17 protein-coding genes are annotated in these 17,478 nt (G+C 59.7%); 4 read left to right on the forward strand and 13 right to left on the reverse strand.

The features are described from left to right. Positions 1-85: 85 nt before the first annotated feature. Positions 86-2,230 (reverse strand): 3-hydroxyacyl-CoA dehydrogenase NAD-binding domain-containing protein, encoded by a 2,145-nt coding sequence (locus ACYZTL_RS06980; protein WP_461951154.1) that lies wholly within the window; start codon positions 2,228-2,230, stop codon positions 86-88. 40 nt (positions 2,231-2,270) lie between these two features. After that, complete coding sequence (locus ACYZTL_RS06985) at positions 2,271-3,476, reverse strand: acetyl-CoA C-acetyltransferase (RefSeq protein WP_461951155.1); 1,206 nt, start codon at positions 3,474-3,476, stop codon at positions 2,271-2,273. A gap of 680 nt (positions 3,477-4,156) precedes the next feature. Here ACYZTL_RS06985 and ACYZTL_RS06990 point away from each other — a divergent pair. After that, on the forward strand, positions 4,157-4,984 hold the full coding sequence (locus ACYZTL_RS06990) for a c-type cytochrome (RefSeq protein ID WP_461954279.1): 828 nt from the start codon (positions 4,157-4,159) through the stop codon (positions 4,982-4,984). Between the two features lie 155 nt (positions 4,985-5,139). Here the strand turns inward: ACYZTL_RS06990 and ACYZTL_RS06995 are convergent, their stop codons facing one another. The 8 genes from ACYZTL_RS06995 to ACYZTL_RS07030 form a co-directional block, all read right to left on the reverse strand. Continuing rightward, entirely contained in the window at positions 5,140-5,943 is an 804-nt protein-coding gene (locus tag ACYZTL_RS06995; RefSeq protein ID WP_461951156.1) for a transglutaminase family protein, read from the reverse strand. Then, entirely contained in the window at positions 5,940-6,890 is a 951-nt protein-coding gene (locus tag ACYZTL_RS07000; protein ID WP_095945245.1) for an alpha-E domain-containing protein, read from the reverse strand. The genes ACYZTL_RS06995 and ACYZTL_RS07000 overlap by 4 nt, the downstream gene beginning before the upstream one ends. A gap of 11 nt (positions 6,891-6,901) precedes the next feature. Next, a complete protein-coding gene (locus ACYZTL_RS07005) occupies positions 6,902-8,311 on the reverse strand; it encodes a circularly permuted type 2 ATP-grasp protein (protein WP_461951157.1) in 1,410 nt (469 codons plus the stop codon). Between the two features lie 474 nt (positions 8,312-8,785). Beyond that, positions 8,786-9,127 (reverse strand): ribonuclease E inhibitor RraB, encoded by a 342-nt coding sequence (locus ACYZTL_RS07010; RefSeq protein WP_090181832.1) that lies wholly within the window; start codon positions 9,125-9,127, stop codon positions 8,786-8,788. 217 nt (positions 9,128-9,344) lie between these two features. Then, positions 9,345-9,578 (reverse strand): hypothetical protein, encoded by a 234-nt coding sequence (locus ACYZTL_RS07015; RefSeq protein WP_461951158.1) that lies wholly within the window; start codon positions 9,576-9,578, stop codon positions 9,345-9,347. Between the two features lie 156 nt (positions 9,579-9,734). Then, on the reverse strand, positions 9,735-10,610 hold the full coding sequence (gene speE, locus ACYZTL_RS07020) for a polyamine aminopropyltransferase (RefSeq protein WP_461951159.1): 876 nt from the start codon (positions 10,608-10,610) through the stop codon (positions 9,735-9,737). Positions 10,611-10,890: 280 nt separating this feature from the next. Beyond that, on the reverse strand, positions 10,891-11,082 hold the full coding sequence (locus ACYZTL_RS07025; protein WP_461951160.1) for a PLDc N-terminal domain-containing protein: 192 nt from the start codon (positions 11,080-11,082) through the stop codon (positions 10,891-10,893). Between the two features lie 70 nt (positions 11,083-11,152). Then, complete coding sequence (locus ACYZTL_RS07030; protein ID WP_461951161.1) at positions 11,153-11,683, reverse strand: hypothetical protein; 531 nt, start codon at positions 11,681-11,683, stop codon at positions 11,153-11,155. 179 nt (positions 11,684-11,862) lie between these two features. Here ACYZTL_RS07030 and ACYZTL_RS07035 point away from each other — a divergent pair, with 179 nt between their 5' ends. Next, positions 11,863-13,344, forward strand: coding sequence for a methyl-accepting chemotaxis protein (locus tag ACYZTL_RS07035; RefSeq protein WP_461951162.1), 1,482 nt, complete (start codon positions 11,863-11,865; stop codon positions 13,342-13,344). A 229-nt stretch (positions 13,345-13,573) separates the two neighbouring features. Next, positions 13,574-13,939 carry a terminase gene (locus ACYZTL_RS07040; RefSeq protein ID WP_461951163.1) on the forward strand — a complete coding sequence of 122 codons (366 nt, stop codon included), beginning with the start codon at positions 13,574-13,576 and terminating at the stop codon, positions 13,937-13,939. Here ACYZTL_RS07040 and ACYZTL_RS07045 read toward each other — a convergent pair whose 3' ends face one another. The 3 genes from ACYZTL_RS07045 to ACYZTL_RS07055 form a co-directional block, all read right to left on the reverse strand. Further along, complete coding sequence (locus tag ACYZTL_RS07045) at positions 13,940-14,737, reverse strand: acyl-CoA thioesterase (protein ID WP_461951164.1); 798 nt, start codon at positions 14,735-14,737, stop codon at positions 13,940-13,942. A gap of 217 nt (positions 14,738-14,954) precedes the next feature. Continuing rightward, positions 14,955-15,713, reverse strand: a complete 759-nt coding sequence (locus tag ACYZTL_RS07050; protein ID WP_461951165.1) for a CHAD domain-containing protein — start codon at positions 15,711-15,713, stop codon at positions 14,955-14,957. A 95-nt stretch (positions 15,714-15,808) separates the two neighbouring features. Continuing rightward, entirely contained in the window at positions 15,809-16,087 is a 279-nt protein-coding gene (locus ACYZTL_RS07055) for a hypothetical protein (RefSeq protein ID WP_045058957.1), read from the reverse strand. A 222-nt stretch (positions 16,088-16,309) separates the two neighbouring features. Here ACYZTL_RS07055 and ACYZTL_RS07060 point away from each other — a divergent pair, with 222 nt between their 5' ends. Further along, on the forward strand, positions 16,310-17,350 hold the full coding sequence (locus ACYZTL_RS07060; protein ID WP_461951166.1) for a patatin-like phospholipase family protein: 1,041 nt from the start codon (positions 16,310-16,312) through the stop codon (positions 17,348-17,350). Positions 17,351-17,478: the final 128 nt, after the last annotated feature.

Here is a 17,478-nt window from a genome sequence, read left to right on the forward strand (position 1 = left end):
TGACACGTGATGGGAATAATGCACACCTCAGAGCCTGCCTCGAAACACGGTGACAAGGCAAGCCCCGAAGTGCGTCATCGGTCCCTTAAAATACCTCCCCTCTGGCGGCTTTTTGCAGCAGCAATGCTGGTGGTGCGAACCGTTCGCCGTACTGTTCGGCGAGGTATTGCGCGCGGGCGACGAAGTCCTTCACACCGTACTGGTTGATGAACTGCAGCGCGCCACCGGTCCAGGCCGCAAAACCGATGCCGAAGATCGACCCGACGTTGGCGTCCGCTGTCGAGGTCAGCACGCCCTCCTCCACGCAGCGTACGGTTTCGAGGGCTTGTACGAACAGCAGGCGATCACGCACATCCTTTGGCGAAATCTGCCCGTCGGCTTTCTCGAAGCGGCTTTTCAGCGCCGGCCACAAATGCTTTTGCCCACCGACCGGGTACTCGTAGAAACCGCCTCCTGCGGCTTTGCCCGGACGCTTGTATTCGTTGAGCAGCAAGTCAATCACGGCAAACGCGGGGTGCTCAATCAGCGGTTTCCCTTCTGCTTGCAGGTCTTTGGCGGTTTGCTGGCGGATATGGCTCATGAGGCTGAGGGAAACTTCGTCGGAGATCGCCAGAGGCCCGATCGGCATGCCGGCCTTGCGCGCTTCAGTCTCGATCATCGCTGCGCTGACGCCTTCGCCGAGCATGGCAATGCCTTCGTTGGTGAACGTGCCGAACACCCGTGAAGTGAAGAAGCCGCGGCTGTCGTTGACCACAATCGGAGTTTTCTTGATTTGCAGTACGAAATCGAAACCACGGGCCAGGGTTTCGTCGCTGGTGCGGGCGCCTTTGATGATTTCCACCAAGGGCATTTTTTCCACGGGGCTGAAGAAATGCAGGCCGATGAATTTGCTCTGATCCGGTACGGCGGTGGCAAGTCCGCTGATGGGTAAGGTCGAGGTGTTGGAAGCGATCACCGCGTCCGGGCCAACGACCTGTTGCGCGGCTGATGAGACTTTGGCTTTCAGTTCGCGGTCTTCGAACACGGCTTCAATGATCAGGTCGCATCCGGCCAGATCGGCGTCATTTTCAGTGGTTTTAATCCGCGCCAGCACCGCATCACGCTGCTCGGCGCTGAACTGGCCGCGAGCAAGTTTCTTGTCCAGCAACGTCGCCGAATGAGCCTTGCCCTTCTCCGCTGCCGCGAGGTTGATGTCCTTGAGCACCACTTCGATGCCCGCCAATGCGCTGACAAAAGCGATCCCGGCGCCCATCATCCCTGCGCCCAAAACACCCACGCGCTGCGTCACGTAAGGTGCAAACCCTTGAGGCCGCGAGCCGCCCGCATTGATCTCGTTGAGCTGGAACCAGAAGGTGCCGATCAGGTTTTTCGAGATCTGGCCGGTGGTCAGCTCGGTGAAGTAACGGGTTTCGATCAGGTGCGCCGTGTCGAAATCGACCTGTGCACCTTCAACCGCGGCGCAGAGGATTTTCTCCGGCGCGGGCATGCAGCCCTGGGTTTTAGTGCGCAGTATCGACGGCGCTATCGCCAGCATTTGCGCGACTTTTGGATTCGATGGCGTACCGCCCGGAATCTGATAGCCCTTCACGTCCCAACGCTGCACAGGTGCTGGATTGGCGATTATCCAGGCCCGCGCCTTGGTCAGGAGCTCATCACTATTCGCTGCCAGCTCATCAATCAGACCCGCCTGCAACGCTTGCTGCGGGCGGACCTTCTTGCCTTCAAGCAGATACGGCAAGGCTTTTTCCAGACCGAGCATGCGCACCATGCGCACCACCCCGCCGCCGCCCGGCAACAGGCCGAGGGTGACTTCCGGCAAACCGAGTTGCACCGATGGATTGTCCAGCGCCACGCGGTGATGGCATGCCAGACAAATCTCCCAGCCTCCGCCCAGTGCGGCCCCGTTAATCGCGGCGACCACAGGTTTTCCGAGGGTTTCCAAAGTGCGCAATTGGCCCTTCAGCGTCAGCACCATGTCGTAGAACGCTTTGGCCTCAAGCTTGCCGACTTTGATCAGTTCATTCAGGTCGCCACCGGCGAAGAACGTTTTCTTGGCCGAGGTAATGATGACGCCGGCGATGCTTTCTTTTTCAGCAACCAAACGGGCAACGCAGCCAGCCATGGCCTCACGGTAGACCGCGTTCATGGTGTTGGCGCTCTGGCCCGGCATGTCGATGGTCAGGATGACGATCTGGTCCTGCCCTTTTTCGTAACGAATGGCTTCGGTCATGTCTCTTTTCCTTAAAATCGGGATTCCCTGAAGTCAGGGCTCAGAGGCGTTCGATGATGGTGGCGATGCCCATGCCGCCGCCGACACACAGCGTCGCCAGGCCATAGCGCAGGCGCCGGGTTTCCAGCTCATCGAGCAGCGTGCCGAGGATCGCGCAACCGGTGGCGCCCAGCGGGTGGCCCATGGCGATGGAGCCGCCATTGACGTTGACCTTGTCCGGGTCGATGGACATGTCCTTTATGAATTTCAACACGACAGAGGCAAACGCCTCGTTGACCTCGAACAGGTCGATGTCTTCGACCCGCAACCCGGCCTTGGCCAGTGCCTTGCGCGTGGCCGGCGCCGGGCCGGTGAGCATGATGGTCGGGTCGGTGCTGGTGACCGCCGTGGCGACGATCCGCGCCCGTGGCTGCAAGCCCAGCGCGCGACCCTTCGCCTCGGAGCCGATCAACATCAGCGCGGCGCCATCAACGATCCCGGAGCTGTTGCCCGGTGTGTGCACATGGTTGATTCGCTCGACATGGCTGTAGACCCGCAACGCCGTGGCGTCGAAGCCCATCTGCCCCATCATCTCGAAGCTCGGTTTGAGTTTGCCCAGGCCTTCCAGGGTGGAATCGGCGCGGATGAATTCATCGTGATCGAGCAGGAGAATGCCGTTCTGGTCTTCTACCGGCACCAGCGATTTACTGAACGATCCATCGGCACGGGCCCGTGCGGCTTTCTGCTGGGAATGCAGCGCGTAGGCATCGACGTCCTGACGGCTGAAACCTTCAAGGGTGGCGATCAGGTCGGCGCCCACGCCTTGCGGTGTGAAATGGCTGTGCAGATTGGTTTCCGGGTCCAGCGCCCAGGCGCCGCCGTCGCTGCCCATCGGCACCCGGGACATCGACTCGACGCCGCCGACCACCACCAGCTCTTCGAAGCCGGAACGCACTTTCATCGCCCCGAGGTTCACCGCCTCCAGCCCCGACGCGCAGAAACGGTTGATCTGCAGCCCCGCCACGCTGACGTCCCAATCGGCCACTTGTGTCGCGGTTTTGGCGATGTCGGCGCCTTGATCGCCGACCGGCGTCACGCAGCCCAACACCACGTCATCAACCTGGCTGGTGTCCAGCGAGGTGCGCTGCTGCAGCGCCCTGAGCAACCCGGCCACCAGGTTCACCGGTTTGACGCTGTGCAAAGCGCCATCGGCCTTGCCTTTGCCACGGGGCGTGCGTAACGCGTCGAAAATCAAAGCTTGGGTCATGACGTCCTCGAACCTGATGGTGGGTCACATCAAAAGATCGCAGCCTGCGGCAGCTCCTACGAGGAAACCCGTCACGATGTAGGAGCTGCCGCAGGCTGCGATCTTTTGATCTTTAATGAGCCACTACCTTATGCCGAGCCGCCGCCGATTCAATGACCGCAATGCTCACGGACGTTGACGGACACGCTCAGACGGACGGTAGTGTGCTACCGGATTAACCGTTTCAGGACACCAAGCTGTCTAGCAAAAGGGCGGCAATGAAGCTGGCAATAGGCCTCATGTCTTATTTAAAGCAATAAGTGCGCACTCCATACGAAAGGGATCTAAGCCACAGGTGACGCGGGCCCTAAGGTGAACATATGCGAAGTTGTCGTCGGGTTTTGCCGAGGCGCTCGTCCTACAGGAAGTGCAACGCTCTGCCGTCATGGAGATATGCAGGCAGGCATCAGGTAATAACAAAAAGGCGGTCAAGCCATGTTCAAACATTCGAAAGTACGTCAAGCCGGGCTCATTCTTTTCGCCACTACGCTGTTGTTGATTTTGCCGAACCTGACGAAGGTGATCGGTTAAGTCTGTTATTAAAAATACGGCGCCAAGGTTTTTATCGCCTCATCAAAAACGTGACTGGCTCGCTACCCGGGCCAGCGTGGGTGTGCCAACCTTTGCGGCACTTCCACGACATGGACGGCGCTCATTTGAAAACGCTCATTCTGTTCGGGGCCTTGCTGTTCGGCTCGCCCCTTTATGCCGCACAGCTGAACCTGGAGCTGGGCGCGAACAGTCGCACCTGGCAGACCGAGGAATTGCTCAAGCATCCTCAGGTGCAGACCATCACTATTAGCAACGACGTTTCCTATAAACGGGACATGAGCTATCGCGTCGTGCCCCTGTCGGCGTTGTTGACCGGCATCAAGCCTGACGATCACCTGCAAGCCGTGGCGCTGGATGGTTTTGCCGCTGAACTGGCGGCTGCTCCGTTGCTTGATGTCAAGGGCGCGCGGGCGTGGCTGGCGATTGAAGACCCGGCCAGACCGTGGCCGGCGCTGTCCGAAGGCAAGCCCGGTGCCGGGCCGTTTTATCTGGTCTGGACAGACCCGCAGGCGGGCAATATCAGCCCTGAACAATGGCCTTATCAAGTGGCAAGCATCAAACGCATGGCGCCGGTGGCCGAGCGCTTCCCTGCCCTGCTGCCTGATCCGGTGTTAAAGGCGGGCGATCCGGTGAATCTGGGGTTTGCGCTGTTTCAAAAGAATTGCCTGGCGTGTCATCGACTCAATGGCGCCGGGGATGCGCAGTTCGGGCCGGATCTGAATATTCCGTTTAACCCGACCGAGTATTTTGGGGCGGACTTTTTGAAGCGGTACATCCGTGATCCGCAGAGTTTGCGGCAGTGGCCGCAGGCGAAGATGCCCGGGTTTTCGGCGCAAGTGTTGCCCGATGGGGATCTGGAGATGTTGGTGGGGTATTTGAAGCATATGGTCGGGCGCAAGCAGATTTCAGCCAAGTAACACACACCTGTGGCGAGGGGATTTATCCCCGTTGGGCCGCTCAGCGGCCCTAAAAAATCAGGCGGTACAGTGTGTCAGTGGAATTATCACAGGCAGGTTTCAGGGCCGCTGCGCGGCCCAACGGGGATAAATCCCCTCACCACAGGGAATCGCGATTACTGTTGTTGCACTGAGATCACAGGCGTCGGCGATACAAGCACCTTCGCATGCATCTGCTCACATCCGCCGCCGCGACGCATCCCGCGCACCGGGCAGGCATCCAGGTAATCCAGGCCCACCGCCAGCTTCAAATGGCGCTCCGGCCTCGCCAGTTCGTTGGTCACGTCAAAGCTGTACCACGCGTCATCCAGCCAGGCTTCCGCCCACGCGTGACTGGCCAGATGCTCGCAGTTCTCGCTGTACAAATACCCCGACACATATCGCGACGGAATGCCCAGGCTGCGGGCGCAGGCGAGGAACGCGTGAGTGTGGTCCTGGCACACGCCCGAACGCCCGGCGAAAGCCTGCGCCGCACAGGTGTCCACTTCAGTGGAACCCGGCGTGTAGGTCATGTGCTGGTTCAGACCGTGCATCAAGTCAATCAGCGCCGTGCGATCCCGACGCTTTTTGCACGCCTTCCCGGCGAACGCGCGCAGGGCTTCGTCGGCCTCGGTCAGGCGGGTGAAACGCAGGAATGGCAGCGCTGACTGACTCTCGTGCTCGGCTTCGCGCAGTTCGTCGATGTCGACCTGGCCACGGGCGCCGATGATGATCGCTTCATGCGGCTCGTCCATGGTCAGCACGTGCAGGATGTTGCCGAACGGATCGAGTTGCGCACGCACCGGGCGCGGCAGGTCGAGTTGCCAGCTGAGCACGTGTTGGCGCTCGCTGTCGTGAGGGGTCAGTCGCAAGTACTGGATGCTCGCCCGCACCTGATCTTCGTAGTGATAGGTGGTCTCGTGGCTAATGGAAAGTCTCATGCAGCCTCCAGGTAGGAACTGTGTATGGCGTTACCCAATTGGCGCACCAGCGGAATGAACTCGGTCAGCCAGGCGTGCAGGCCTTCGTCGAGAATTTCGGTGATGCCGGTGTAGCGCAGGCGCGCGTCCATCTCAGCGGCCAGGCGTTGCGCGGGACGGCCGTTGGCGCCGGGCAGTTGGGCGAGGATCTGATCGATTTCTTCGGTGCAGGCCCGTAGCGAACGCGGGACATCGGCGCGTAGCAGCAGCAGTTCTGCCACGTGCCGGGCGCCGGGCGCATCGCGGTAGATCTCGGTGTAAGCCTCGAACGACGACAACGCCCGCAGCAAAGCGCTCCACTGGTAATAGGCGTGGGCTGTGCCGTCGCTGACCGCTTCGGCCTGATCGCCAGCCATTTCGTAGCGGGCGTCGAGCAGGCGCAAGGTGTTGTCGGCCCTTTCGATAAACGTGCCCAGCCGAATGAAGCGGAACGCATCGTTACGCATGATGGTGCCGTAGGACGCGCCGCGAAACAGGTGCGAACGTTCCTTGATCCACTCGCAGAAACGGCTCATGCCGTAGCGACTCAAGCCCTGCTCGGCGATCCCGCGAATTTCCAGCCAGGTGGCGTTGATGTTTTCCCACATGTCAGCGGTGATTCGCCCACGCACCGCATGGGCGCTGGCCCGCGCGGCGCCGAGGCAGCTGTAAATGCTCGCCGGGTTGGCCGCGTCGAGGGCGAAAAAGTGCAGCAACCGTTCGGCATGCAGCTCGCCGTGGCGCTCCAGATAATCGTCCAGGGTGCCGGTAATCAGCAGCGGCATGGCGAGTTCATGCAGACCGTCACCGCGTCCATCCTGTGGCATCAGCGACAGTGAATAACTGATGTCGAGCATCCGTGCGAGGTTTTCCGCCCGCTCCAGGTAACGCGACATCCAATACAAATCCGAGGCAGTTCTACTTAACATGGCAGGCTTCCTTAATCCTCAACCACCCAGGTGTCCTTGGTTCCGCCACCCTGGGAGGAATTCACCACCAGGGAGCCTTCACGCAGGGCGACACGGGTCAAACCGCCGGGTACGACCCGGGTTTCGCGGCCAGACAATACAAACGGACGCAGGTCGATGTGGCGTGGAGCGATGCCGTTTTCGACAAAGGTCGGACAGGTCGACAGGGACAACGTCGGTTGCGCGATATACGCGTGGGGCTTGGCTTTGATGCGGGCGCGGAACGACTCGATTTCCGCCGCTGTCGCCGCCGGCCCCACCAGCATTCCGTAACCGCCGGAGCCCTGGGTTTCCTTGACCACCAGGTCTGGAAGATTGGCCAGCACGTGGGACAGCTCAGAAGGATTGCGACACTGAAACGTCGGAACGTTCTTCAGGATCGGTTCTTCATCGAGGTAGAAACGGATCATGTCCGTGACAAACGGATACACCGACTTGTCGTCCGCGACCCCGGTGCCGATGGCATTCGCCAGCACCACATTGCCCGAGCGGTAGGACGACAACAGCCCCGGAACACCGAGCATCGAGTCCGGATTGAACGCCAGCGGATCAAGGAACGCATCGTCGAGACGACGGTAGATCACATCGACCGCTTTCGGCCCGTCCGTGGTGCGCATGAACACCTTGTCGTCACGCACGAACAGGTCCGCGCCTTCCACCAGTTCAACGCCCATTTCCCGCGCCAGGAACGCATGCTCGAAAAATGCGCTGTTGAAGCGCCCCGGCGTCAGCACCACCACGTTCGGGTTATCGATCGGGCTGGAGCTTTTCAGTGTGTCGAGCAGCAGGTTCGGATAGTGATCGATCGGCGCGATGCGCTGGGCCGCGAACAGCTCGGGGAACAGGCGCATCATCATCTTGCGGTCTTCGAGCATGTAGCTCACACCGCTCGGTGTACGAAGGTTGTCTTCGAGCACGTAGTACGTGCCGTCGCCATCGCGCACCAGATCGACACCGGAGATGTGGGAATAGATATCCCGGTGCAGATCCAGCCCTTGCATCGCCAACTGATACTGCTCGTTGGCCAGCACTTGCTCGGCCGGGATGATGCCGGCCTTGATGATGCGCTGCTCGTGATAGAGGTCGGCGAGGAACATGTTCAACGCCTTGACCCGCTGGATGCAGCCGCGTTCGACAATCCGCCATTCGCTGGCGGGGATGCTGCGCGGAATGGTGTCGAAGGGAATCAGGCGTTCTGTCCCTTGCTCGTCTCCGTAGAGCGTGAAGGTAATCCCGGCGCGATGAAACAACAGATCGGCCTCGCGTCGCCGTTGGGCCAGAAGCTCTTCAGGCGTCTCAGCCAGCCAACGGGCAAACTCCCGGTAATGCGGGCGGACATGGCCGCCGGCATCGTACATCTCATCAAAATAATTGCGGATCATGCCGTACTCCTTGTCACCCGGACTTACAGGCCTTCGCAAGGCCCGTGCCATCGGCATAAACGCTTTTAAATCAATCAGTTAGATATTCGTCGCGCATACACCGCACCATTCCTGTGCGGCAAATACCCCAACCTGATTGCCCCCGCTTCATTGCGAAGCAAAGCTTTCGCTTATCACCAGCATAGCCAGAGTTGATTTCACTGCCCGGCAACGGATGCGGATAATCCGCACATTCGCTGAAAAAGCTCACTGAACTTCCCATTTAGCCGCCTGTTCAGGCGGTTTTTTTGTTTCCTTGAAACGTTATGAATCAAAAACGAGATCAAAAGATCGCAGCCTTCGGCAGCTCCTACATTGGAATACGTTTCCTGTAGGAACTGCCGAAGGCTGCGATCTTTTGCTTTTCAAACCGCACAAACGAAAACGGCCAACCCGAAGGTTAGCCGTTAGTGGATGTTGTCGCTGTTCATAGTGTTATGCGAGTAGCCCTCGTACCTCCTGCTTGACGCCCCATCCTTCGATAATGCCGCCCAAAGGCTCGACCACCGCCTCGAAGTCCTGTTCAAAGTCGCCAATGCCGTCATAGGTGGCGTACATCACTTTGCTCAGTTCCAGGGCCCACGCGCCGTCATCGCGCACGCTGATTTGTGCATTCAGGGATTCACCACAGTAATGACCTGCCGCCCTGCGTGCCCGCTCCTCGTCCGGGAAAATGGCGTAGAACTCGATGGGATGGAATCGTGAAAAGTCGAAACCGCCTTCTTTCATGCGGCGCAGCACCGAGCTGCTGATGTCTTCTTGATAGGCTGTGCTCATGAAACGTCCTCCTCAAACCGATGGATAGACTTTCCGTACTCCCGCCTCCCGCAACCGAATGGTGCGAGCGATGCGGCAACCAGGTTGCCGATGGGAAACAAGCATGTAGCTGACAAGACCAGACCTTAGCGATCCATTCGCTGATCTCGCTTGCAGAGTAGCCTCAAGTAAGCGCCGCTGCCAAGGACTGGTGCTTCACGAGTGTGCCAGAGGGGTATCAGACGGGAGTAATGCCGAGGATTTGTATGCTGTTCTGGGTCATGAGACTTTTGACGGTAGCGTCAGCAGTTCGCCCTTCCAGATCGTTCAGATCCAGTTCGGCGGCAACGGGGAAAAGTCTCTCCTTGAGCAGTTTCGCGGCGTGCTCGTTATCCGGGCACTCATCACACTCAAAGATTTCGTCGACTGTTTCACCGTGATCATCCACGAAAGTGATTTTCCACTTTTGCATCGGTGCCTCCTCGAACAAACCCGCAAATGGGCTTACAACTATCTGGACTTTTGCCCGGACTGATCGTTCAAACGGATTATGGCGTGCTCCCATGAAAATACAGGACCCTGTGGGAGCAAGCCCGCTCCCACAGGGGGTCATGCGTACATCTTTAGCTTAGTCGTTGCTTGGTTTGTTGATCGCCTGCAGGACGTATTGCGGCAAGGCAAACGCGCCAATGTGTATCTCAGGATTATAGTAGCGGGTGATGATGCCGCTGCCGGCGAAGCGCTGCTGCAAGGTTTCGCGGGACAGTTTGCGATAGGCGGTATTGGTCGCGCCCCAGGCAAATGTCATGGAGCCGCCGATGTAGGTCGGCACAGCCGCCTGATAGAAGTGCCAGTCCGGGAACAGGCTGCGCAGGCGCCCGGCGGTGGTTTTGACTTCTTCGATCTGCATGAACGGCGTGCCGTTCTGGGTCACCAGGATGCCGCCTTCGTTCAGGCAGCGACGGCAAGCCTGGTAGAAGTTTTCCGAGAACAGCACTTCGCCCGGGCCGATCGGGTCGGTGGAGTCGGAGATGATCACATCGAACTTTTCGGTGGTGGTAGCGACGAAGCGCATGCCGTCGTCGATCACCAGGTTCAGGCGTGGATCATCGAACGCGCCCTTGGAGTGGTTCGGCAGGAATTCCTTGCACATGTCGACCACGGTGCCGTCGATCTCGACCATGGTGATGTGCTCGATGCTGCGATGCTTGGCCACTTCACGCAGCATGCCGCCGTCGCCGCCACCAATGATCAACACGCGTTTAGCACTGCCGTGCGCCAGGATCGGCACATGGGTGAGCATTTCGTGGTAGATGAATTCGTCGGCTTCGGTGGTCTGGATCACGCCGTCCAGCGCCATGACACGGCCCATGCGCGGGTTTTCGAAAATCACCAGGTGCTGGTGTTCGGTGCGCACTTCGTGCAGCAGTTTTTCCATGCGAAAACGCTGGCCGTAGCCTTCGTAGAGGGTTTCCAGGTAATCGCTGGTTGGGGTGTTGCTCATGGGAAGTGCTCCGATGAATGCGGGTGGCAACGGACGGTTACCCGCCCATGATGGGCAATCGATCTGTTCGATTGCCCGGGAAAGGCGCGCATTCTACGTCGCGAAAGATGACAGGTCGAACCTTCCTCAGGCAGAGGACATTTTTGAACACAAATCGGACCCATGTGGGAGCGGGCTTGCTCGCGAAAGCGGTGAATCAGTCAATACAAGTGCCATCTGACACACCGCTTTCGCGAGCAAGCCCGCTCCCACAGGTTCGGTGTTGTTATCCAGAAACGGGTCAGATTCTGACGTTGCCCCGTGGCCCAGTGATGGCCCAGATGATCAGGCCCAGGACTGGCAGCAGCAGGATCAGCAGGACCCAGACGATTTTCATCCCGGTGTCGGCGCCACTTTTCAGCACGTTGATGATTGCCCAGATGTCCAGGGCAAGAATGATCAGGCCAACCAGGCCGTTGAACGTGGAACCCATGGTGTCGCTCCCTCAGAGTGATGTGCACTCTTAGGATAGCCGGCTCCAGCGAGGGTTCCGTTTTATTCCGTCAAACGTGGAGGGCCACTTTCAAGGCTTCCAGGGAAGGTGCGGCCGCGATGCCGACCTCGGCGCACAACTCGAGCACACGCGGCACGTCGTTGCCGTAGACCAGCACCACTTGCAGTTCATCGTCGAGCAACTGGCTGAAATTCATCAGCGTGTAACCGCCGTTTTCCTTGTTCATGCTGCCCATTTGCACCTGAATGCGATTGAGCGCGGTCAAGGCTTCGGTCTTGGCCAGTTGCTTGGGTTTGATGTTGAAATCCACGCCCGGACCGAACGACGCGACGATCTGCGCGAACAGGTCCATGTAAGTGTCGGCCTGGAACAGTACGGTTTCCGGCAGGCTACCGACAACGACCCACTCGCCCAACGGAATCGGGAAGGTGTCGTCGTAGTTGATGTCCGGATTGGCCGTCAGAAAAGCCTCTGGATCGGCGTAGGCCTGGGCCGCTTCGTCAGCGACTTTGAGGATCTCGTCTTCGCTCATGCACCCGGAGCTGATTTTGCTGATGAGTTCGACGAGTGCGGCTTTCATGAGGGCGGAATCCTGTAGCGAGGGAATGTTGAAGGCGCGAAGGATAGCGCATTACGCCCCGCAATTCCTGCGCGGGCACAAAGCCGGGAATGTTGACGCATGTCAAGATTCGGCGCCTCGCGCGGCAGCACACTGCTGGCACCTTGCCAATACTGTTTCCGCTATCAGAGAAGACCTCCATGGGTGCCTGGCTTAGCAACATCTCGCTGAAATATAAATTCTGGGCGGTCAACGCCGTCGCCTTCGTCACCACCCTGTTGCTGGTGCTGTACGCCGTACAGCTCGAACAACAGGCCCGCAGTCATGCGTCACAAGCGTCCGCTCAAGCACAGGCGCGATTGCTCAGTGCCTGGCCTGCCGGGCAAGCGCTGCCCAAGGCCGATAACCTGCTGACGTTCAGTCGCGGGCAAGCGCCAATGCTGAACAAGCAGCCCGTACTGGAATTGGCGGATGCCCACGGCTGGGTCGGGATCAATCCGATGCCGCTGTTCGGCGACAATTCGTTGATGGGTGCTGAAGTGTTCACGCGCACCGATGGCCAGCAGGTTGCGGTGGTCGCTTATGGCCCGAGCCTGAGCCAGGTGTTCGGCGAGCGTTTCGCCAACTACGCGGTGGCGGTGTTCATCCTGATGCTGGCGATGCTCGGGGCGTCGCAATTGTTGATCCGCTTTCTGCTGAGTCAGCTCAACACTTTGAAAGATGTGATGCTTCACGTCGAAAAAACGGGCGACCTGGCGGCCCGTGTGCCGCTGGCCTGCACTGACGAAGTCGGGCAGATGGCCAGCGCTTTCAACGCCATGCAGGCCGGTTATCAGCGGGTAGTCAACACCGTCGCCAGCACCGCCCGGCAACTGGATATCGGCGCGGCGCGTCTGGCATCGAGCATGAACGAAGTGCGTCACGGCATGCTTGGCCAGCAAAGCGAAACCGACCAGGCCGCCACGGCGATCAACGAAATGACCGCCACCGTCCATCACATCGCCCAGCACGCCGGCGCCACCCGCGACCTCTCGCAAACCGCCGATACCCTGGCCGGCAGCGGTCAGGAAGTGGTCAGTCGCGTGCAGAAGTCGATTGCCGGGTTGTCCACCGGCGTGCAGCAGACGGCCGAGATGATCCAGCGTCTGGCCGAGGACAGTCAGAAGATCAACGGCGTGGTCAATGTGATCCACAGCATCGCCGAGCAAACCAACCTGCTGGCGCTGAACGCAGCGATTGAAGCGGCCCGGGCCGGGGAAATGGGTCGCGGCTTTGCGGTGGTCGCCGATGAAGTGCGCAACCTGGCCAAACGCGTGCAGACGTCGACGGACGAGATCACCCTGATGGTCTCGGCGTTGCAGGCCGGCACCCGGGACGCGGTGGATTTCATGCAGGAAAGCTCGTTCAAGGCCGACGATTGCGTGCAACAGGCTCAAGAGGCCGGCGCTGCGTTGGTGGAAATCACCAGCGCCGTGGCGCAGATGCGTGAAAGCAATACACAGATCGCGGTGGCGGCCGAGCAGCAGAGCCAGGTGGCCGAGGAGATGAATCGGGCGGTGGTGAGCATTCGCGATGTGACCGAGAACACGGTGCAGCAGACGGTGAGTTCGGCGACGACCAGTAATGAGTTGGCGGCGTTGGCCGGAGAGTTGAGCAAGGCGATCGGGCAGTTGAAACTCTGAAGGCCTCTTCGCGGGCAAGCCCGCTCCCACAGGGGATCTTCAGTGACCATTAAATTGGGGTAAACACCAATCCATTGTGGGAGCGGGCTTGCTCGCGAAGGCGTCCGTATGGGCAACATCAATATTGCCCATGACGCCTATCAATCCGATAGCCATCCTCGATTCGCCGCCCGCCAATGACGCGCCTATTCTTCAATCACGTGTTCAACATGGATCGAGGATCAGCATCATGGGCAAACGTCACCCCAACCTTCCCGCCTGGCAATGGCGCGCGTACCCGGACAACCACCAGCACCCGGCCAATCTGGTGCTGCACCTGATTGCCGTGCCGCTGTTCATTGTGGCCTTTCTGCTGCTGGTGTGCGGGGTGTTCAGCCTGAGCTTTGCGAACCTCGCGATTGGCATCATCGGTCTGCTCGCTGCATTGGGCTTGCAACGCCACGGTCACAGCTTGGAGGCGCAAGCCTCCGAGCCGTTCAGTGATCGCAAGGATGCGGTGTCGCGTCTGCTGGTCGAGCAGTTCCTGACTTTCCCGCGGTTTTTCCTCAGCGGCGGCTGGTGGCGCGCCTGGCGTGAGCGCCACCGTCGTCACTGATCAGGCAAAAATCGTTACGGTCTGCCGGCTCATGGCAATCAACTGACCGTCCGCGCTCCACAGTTTCGCGGCCGCATGACCGTAGCCGTCAGCGGCATGTTCGATTTCAACGAGGTATTTGCACCAGTCCAGCGTGCTCAGTTCGAGCAACGGCTGGACGAATTCGATGGTCCAGGTCAGCGTGCTGCCCATTGCGACTTTGTTCAGGTGCGGCAACAGCGCCGGTGGCCAGGCGTCGACCAGCGCCAGAATATGCGACTCACTGACCACCTCTTCTTTCACATCCCCACGCAAGCGCACCCAACCGCCCATCTCACGGGATTTATTGCCGGTGAACGGCAGGCCGCCAACACTCCAGCGCATCGCCAGATGGCGCATGAATTCCGGGAGCACGCCTTTGATAAATGGCAGCTCCTGGCAATCGTCCCAGTGCTTCATTTCGGGGGCTGGCGTGGCTGTTACCGCCACTTCGGACGGTCGCGAGGCGCCGAAGCTGCCCTGGATCAACGTCACGACCTGCCCCTTCTGCATCGCCCGGCCCAACACCTGGCTGACCGCCTTGCCTTCGCGCAGGACATCGACTTCAAAACTGACTGGCACCTCGGGTTCGACCGGCCCGACAAAGGTGATCGCCAGCGAGCGCACGGGGCGATCCGCCGACACCCGTGCGCGCATGGCTTCGTATTGCAGAGCCGCGACCAGGCCGCCGAAGCTGGCACGCCCCTGTGCCCATTCGGCCGGAATAGACAGTTCCAGCGGCTGGCTGCGGACGGCGTCGAGCAGATCGGAAAAGCGCATGAAAACCTCAAGGGCAGAAAAGGATGAAGGGATGTTAACCAGCCCGCGAAAACGACACAGCGCTTATTCTGGCCAAAAGAACTGACAGATGAGCCGGATGCACACACTCTTTGTAGGAGCTGCCGAAGGCTGCGATCTTTTGATCTTCAGCGTCGTCATTCACGCCAGAATCAAAAGATCGCAGCCTTCGGCAGCTCCTACAGGGGCCGTGGTGGTTTCAGGATTTGAAGCAGGTGGCACTGAGTTTGTCGAGAACACGGTCGGCGCGGCCTTCGGCCTCGGCCATGGTGGTTTTCCAGACCGCGACGCAGGGTTGCAGATCAGCTTCCTGTTCGGCCCGGACCAACCATTGCCAGCAATCATGCCAATCACCCAAGGCAGCCTGAGCCGATTTGAGCCTCGGCAGGGCCGGTTTCGGCAAACGGTCCAGTTCGGGGTAAGCCTCGATGCCATAACGCACACGCTTGATCAACAAGCGCAGTCGATGGCGATCATGAGCCGGATCGTGCAGCGCCTGATCGAGTTTCTTCCATTGCTTGGCCAAGCGTTTTTCAATGCGTTTGCGCAGTCCCTTGAGCAACCCCTGACGCTGGGACGCCCGCAGAAAACGCGGGAAGGCATCGAAAATCATCAGCAACTGCGCCAACTCGGTGCTCGCCGCGACCGCCGGATAGGCCTCGGCCATCAGCGCCATGCGCCGTTGCGCCGCCTCGGGTTGATCGTGCTCGAGCAAATACGCCGCCAGCACCTCACGATCGCGCAACGGTGTGGTCAGGTCACCGACCCGGGACGCCGCCACTTCGAGCTGCTCGACTCCAGGCAAGCCGCGCAACGGCCGCAGCAGACTGCGCAAACGGCGAACCGTGGTGCGCAGATCGTGCAACGCTTCCGGGTCGGTGCGGGCATTCAAACGTGCCTGACAGGACAGCAGACGGACTTCCAGGCCCAAAATATGGGCCACCAACCGATTAATCATGGGATTGACTCCACTTGTAGGAGCCGGCTTGTTGGCGATGGTGGCCGTTATGACGCCTTCGCCAGCAAGCCGGCTCCTACAGATTAGCGGTTTGTTTAACGGCCGGCGCGGGATTCACGAATATAGAAGCGCGCCTTCTCGGCTTTCTTGGTGCAGCCTTCGAACGCTTCGAATTGCTGCTGGGTCTTTGCGCCGGTCAGCAACGACAGGGCTTTGGAGTAGCTGACGGTGCCGGCGAAACCTTCGGCCTTGGCCAGGTCCAGCTCATGCCACGCGGCATCGATCCCGCTGCCGCAGCTGTCACGGTAAGCGGTTTTGCCGGCACAACCGGCGAGCGCCAGCGCAATCAAAGGCACACAGATCCAGGCTTTCATCACTTACACCTCAACAATAGGTAAACAGTCGTGCAGGTAAGACGGTCAGGCACGTGAAAAGTGCCTTGCTCCCGCCGCGGAAACTATAGCGCTGGCGAGAATAACCAGCTGCCGCCATGGAGTGTCGAAAAAACGACGCCTTCACCCTGCCAAGCGACCTTAGCGATTGAAGCGCGCCCCTCGATGGGTGCATTGTTGAACCTTGTCAGACGAGGGCGATTCATGAAAAAGCGCGTCGCACTGGTGCTGGGTTCCGGTGGAGCCCGGGGCTATGCCCATATCGGTGTCATTGAAGAGATCGAGCGGCGTGGCTACGACATCGCCTGCATCGCCGGTTGTTCGATGGGAGCGGTGGTCGGCGGAATTTATGCCGCCGGCAAACTGGATGAATACCGCAACTGGATCGAGAGCCTGGATTACCTCGACGTGTTGCGTCTGGTGGACGTCAGTTTTCGACTGGGCGCAATACGCGGGGAGAAGGTCTTCGGGCAGATCCGCAAGATCGTCGGCGAGATCAATATCGAAGACCTGCGCATCCCCTACACGGCGGTGGCCACCGACCTGACCAACCAGCAGGAAATATGGTTTCAGGAAGGTTGCCTGCACCAGGCGATGCGCGCCTCGGCGGCGATTCCCAGCCTGTTCACACCGGTGATGCAGGGCAATCGCATGCTGGTAGACGGCGGCATCCTCAACCCTTTGCCGATCGTGCCGGTGGTGTCGAGCCATTGCGACCTGATCATCGCGGTCAACCTCAACTCCACCAACCAGCGCCACTATCAACTGCCGGTGATCCAGCGCCCGGCCGCGTTCAAGACCCGGTTCGACAGCCTGATCAGCTCGCTGGGTTCGAAGATGCCGTTCCGCCGCAAACAGGCGGAACAATTGCTGCTGCTGGAAAAGGAAGCGTTGATGGCCGAGGCGGCCGAGATCAACCCCTGGATCGAATCCGCCGAACCCGAAGCCCAGCAACCGGCGGCCGCTCCGGAACGCGATGGCGCGCCGAAGTCCGCCACGGGTTCGTTCATCATCGACAACGTGGGGCCGGCGTCCTTGCTGGACTTGATCAACCAGAGTTTCGAGGTGATGCAGACGTCGTTGGCGCAGTACAAGATTGCTGGTTATCCACCGGATATCCTGATCAACGTGCCGAAGCGGGTGTGCCGGTTTTTCGAGTTTTACAAGGCGCCGGAGTTGATCGCGCTGGGGCGCGAGATTGCGCGGGATACCTTGGATCGGTATGAGAATGAGCGGGATTCCTGAGGTTCTCGGGTGAATGATCTGGCCCCTTCGTCGGAACGCCGCCCGGAGCAAGCCCGCTCCCACATTCGAATGCGTATCCCTGTGGGAGCGGGCTTGCTCCGGGCGGCGTTCCGACGAAGGCGTCAGAT

Source organism: Pseudomonas sp. LB3P81 (assembly GCF_054897965.1).

Bases quoted from the DNA above. Each gene is read 5' to 3' on its own strand.
- ACYZTL_RS07035 (WP_461951162.1), top strand. From the start codon at position 11,863: ATGGGTGCCTGGCTTAGCAACATCTCGCTGAAATATAAATTCTGGGCG.
- ACYZTL_RS06990 (WP_461954279.1), top strand. From the start codon at position 4,157: ATGGACGGCGCTCATTTGAAAACGCTCATTCTGTTCGGGGCCTTGCTG.
- ACYZTL_RS06995 (WP_461951156.1), bottom strand. From the start codon at position 5,943: ATGAGACTTTCCATTAGCCACGAGACCACCTATCACTACGAAGATCAG.
- ACYZTL_RS07040 (WP_461951163.1), top strand. From the start codon at position 13,574: ATGGGCAAACGTCACCCCAACCTTCCCGCCTGGCAATGGCGCGCGTAC.
- ACYZTL_RS07045 (WP_461951164.1), bottom strand. From the start codon at position 14,737: ATGCGCTTTTCCGATCTGCTCGACGCCGTCCGCAGCCAGCCGCTGGAA.
- ACYZTL_RS07005 (WP_461951157.1), bottom strand. From the start codon at position 8,311: ATGATCCGCAATTATTTTGATGAGATGTACGATGCCGGCGGCCATGTC.
- ACYZTL_RS07055 (WP_045058957.1), bottom strand. From the start codon at position 16,087: ATGAAAGCCTGGATCTGTGTGCCTTTGATTGCGCTGGCGCTCGCCGGT.
- ACYZTL_RS07030 (WP_461951161.1), bottom strand. From the start codon at position 11,683: ATGAAAGCCGCACTCGTCGAACTCATCAGCAAAATCAGCTCCGGGTGC.
- ACYZTL_RS06985 (WP_461951155.1), bottom strand. From the start codon at position 3,476: ATGACCCAAGCTTTGATTTTCGACGCGTTACGCACGCCCCGTGGCAAA.
- ACYZTL_RS07050 (WP_461951165.1), bottom strand. From the start codon at position 15,713: ATGATTAATCGGTTGGTGGCCCATATTTTGGGCCTGGAAGTCCGTCTG.
- speE (WP_461951159.1), bottom strand. From the start codon at position 10,610: ATGAGCAACACCCCAACCAGCGATTACCTGGAAACCCTCTACGAAGGC.
- ACYZTL_RS07010 (WP_090181832.1), bottom strand. From the start codon at position 9,127: ATGAGCACAGCCTATCAAGAAGACATCAGCAGCTCGGTGCTGCGCCGC.
- ACYZTL_RS07060 (WP_461951166.1), top strand. From the start codon at position 16,310: ATGAAAAAGCGCGTCGCACTGGTGCTGGGTTCCGGTGGAGCCCGGGGC.
- ACYZTL_RS07000 (WP_095945245.1), bottom strand. From the start codon at position 6,890: ATGTTAAGTAGAACTGCCTCGGATTTGTATTGGATGTCGCGTTACCTG.
- ACYZTL_RS07025 (WP_461951160.1), bottom strand. From the start codon at position 11,082: ATGGGTTCCACGTTCAACGGCCTGGTTGGCCTGATCATTCTTGCCCTG.
- ACYZTL_RS06980 (WP_461951154.1), bottom strand. From the start codon at position 2,230: ATGACCGAAGCCATTCGTTACGAAAAAGGGCAGGACCAGATCGTCATC.
- ACYZTL_RS07015 (WP_461951158.1), bottom strand. From the start codon at position 9,578: ATGCAAAAGTGGAAAATCACTTTCGTGGATGATCACGGTGAAACAGTC.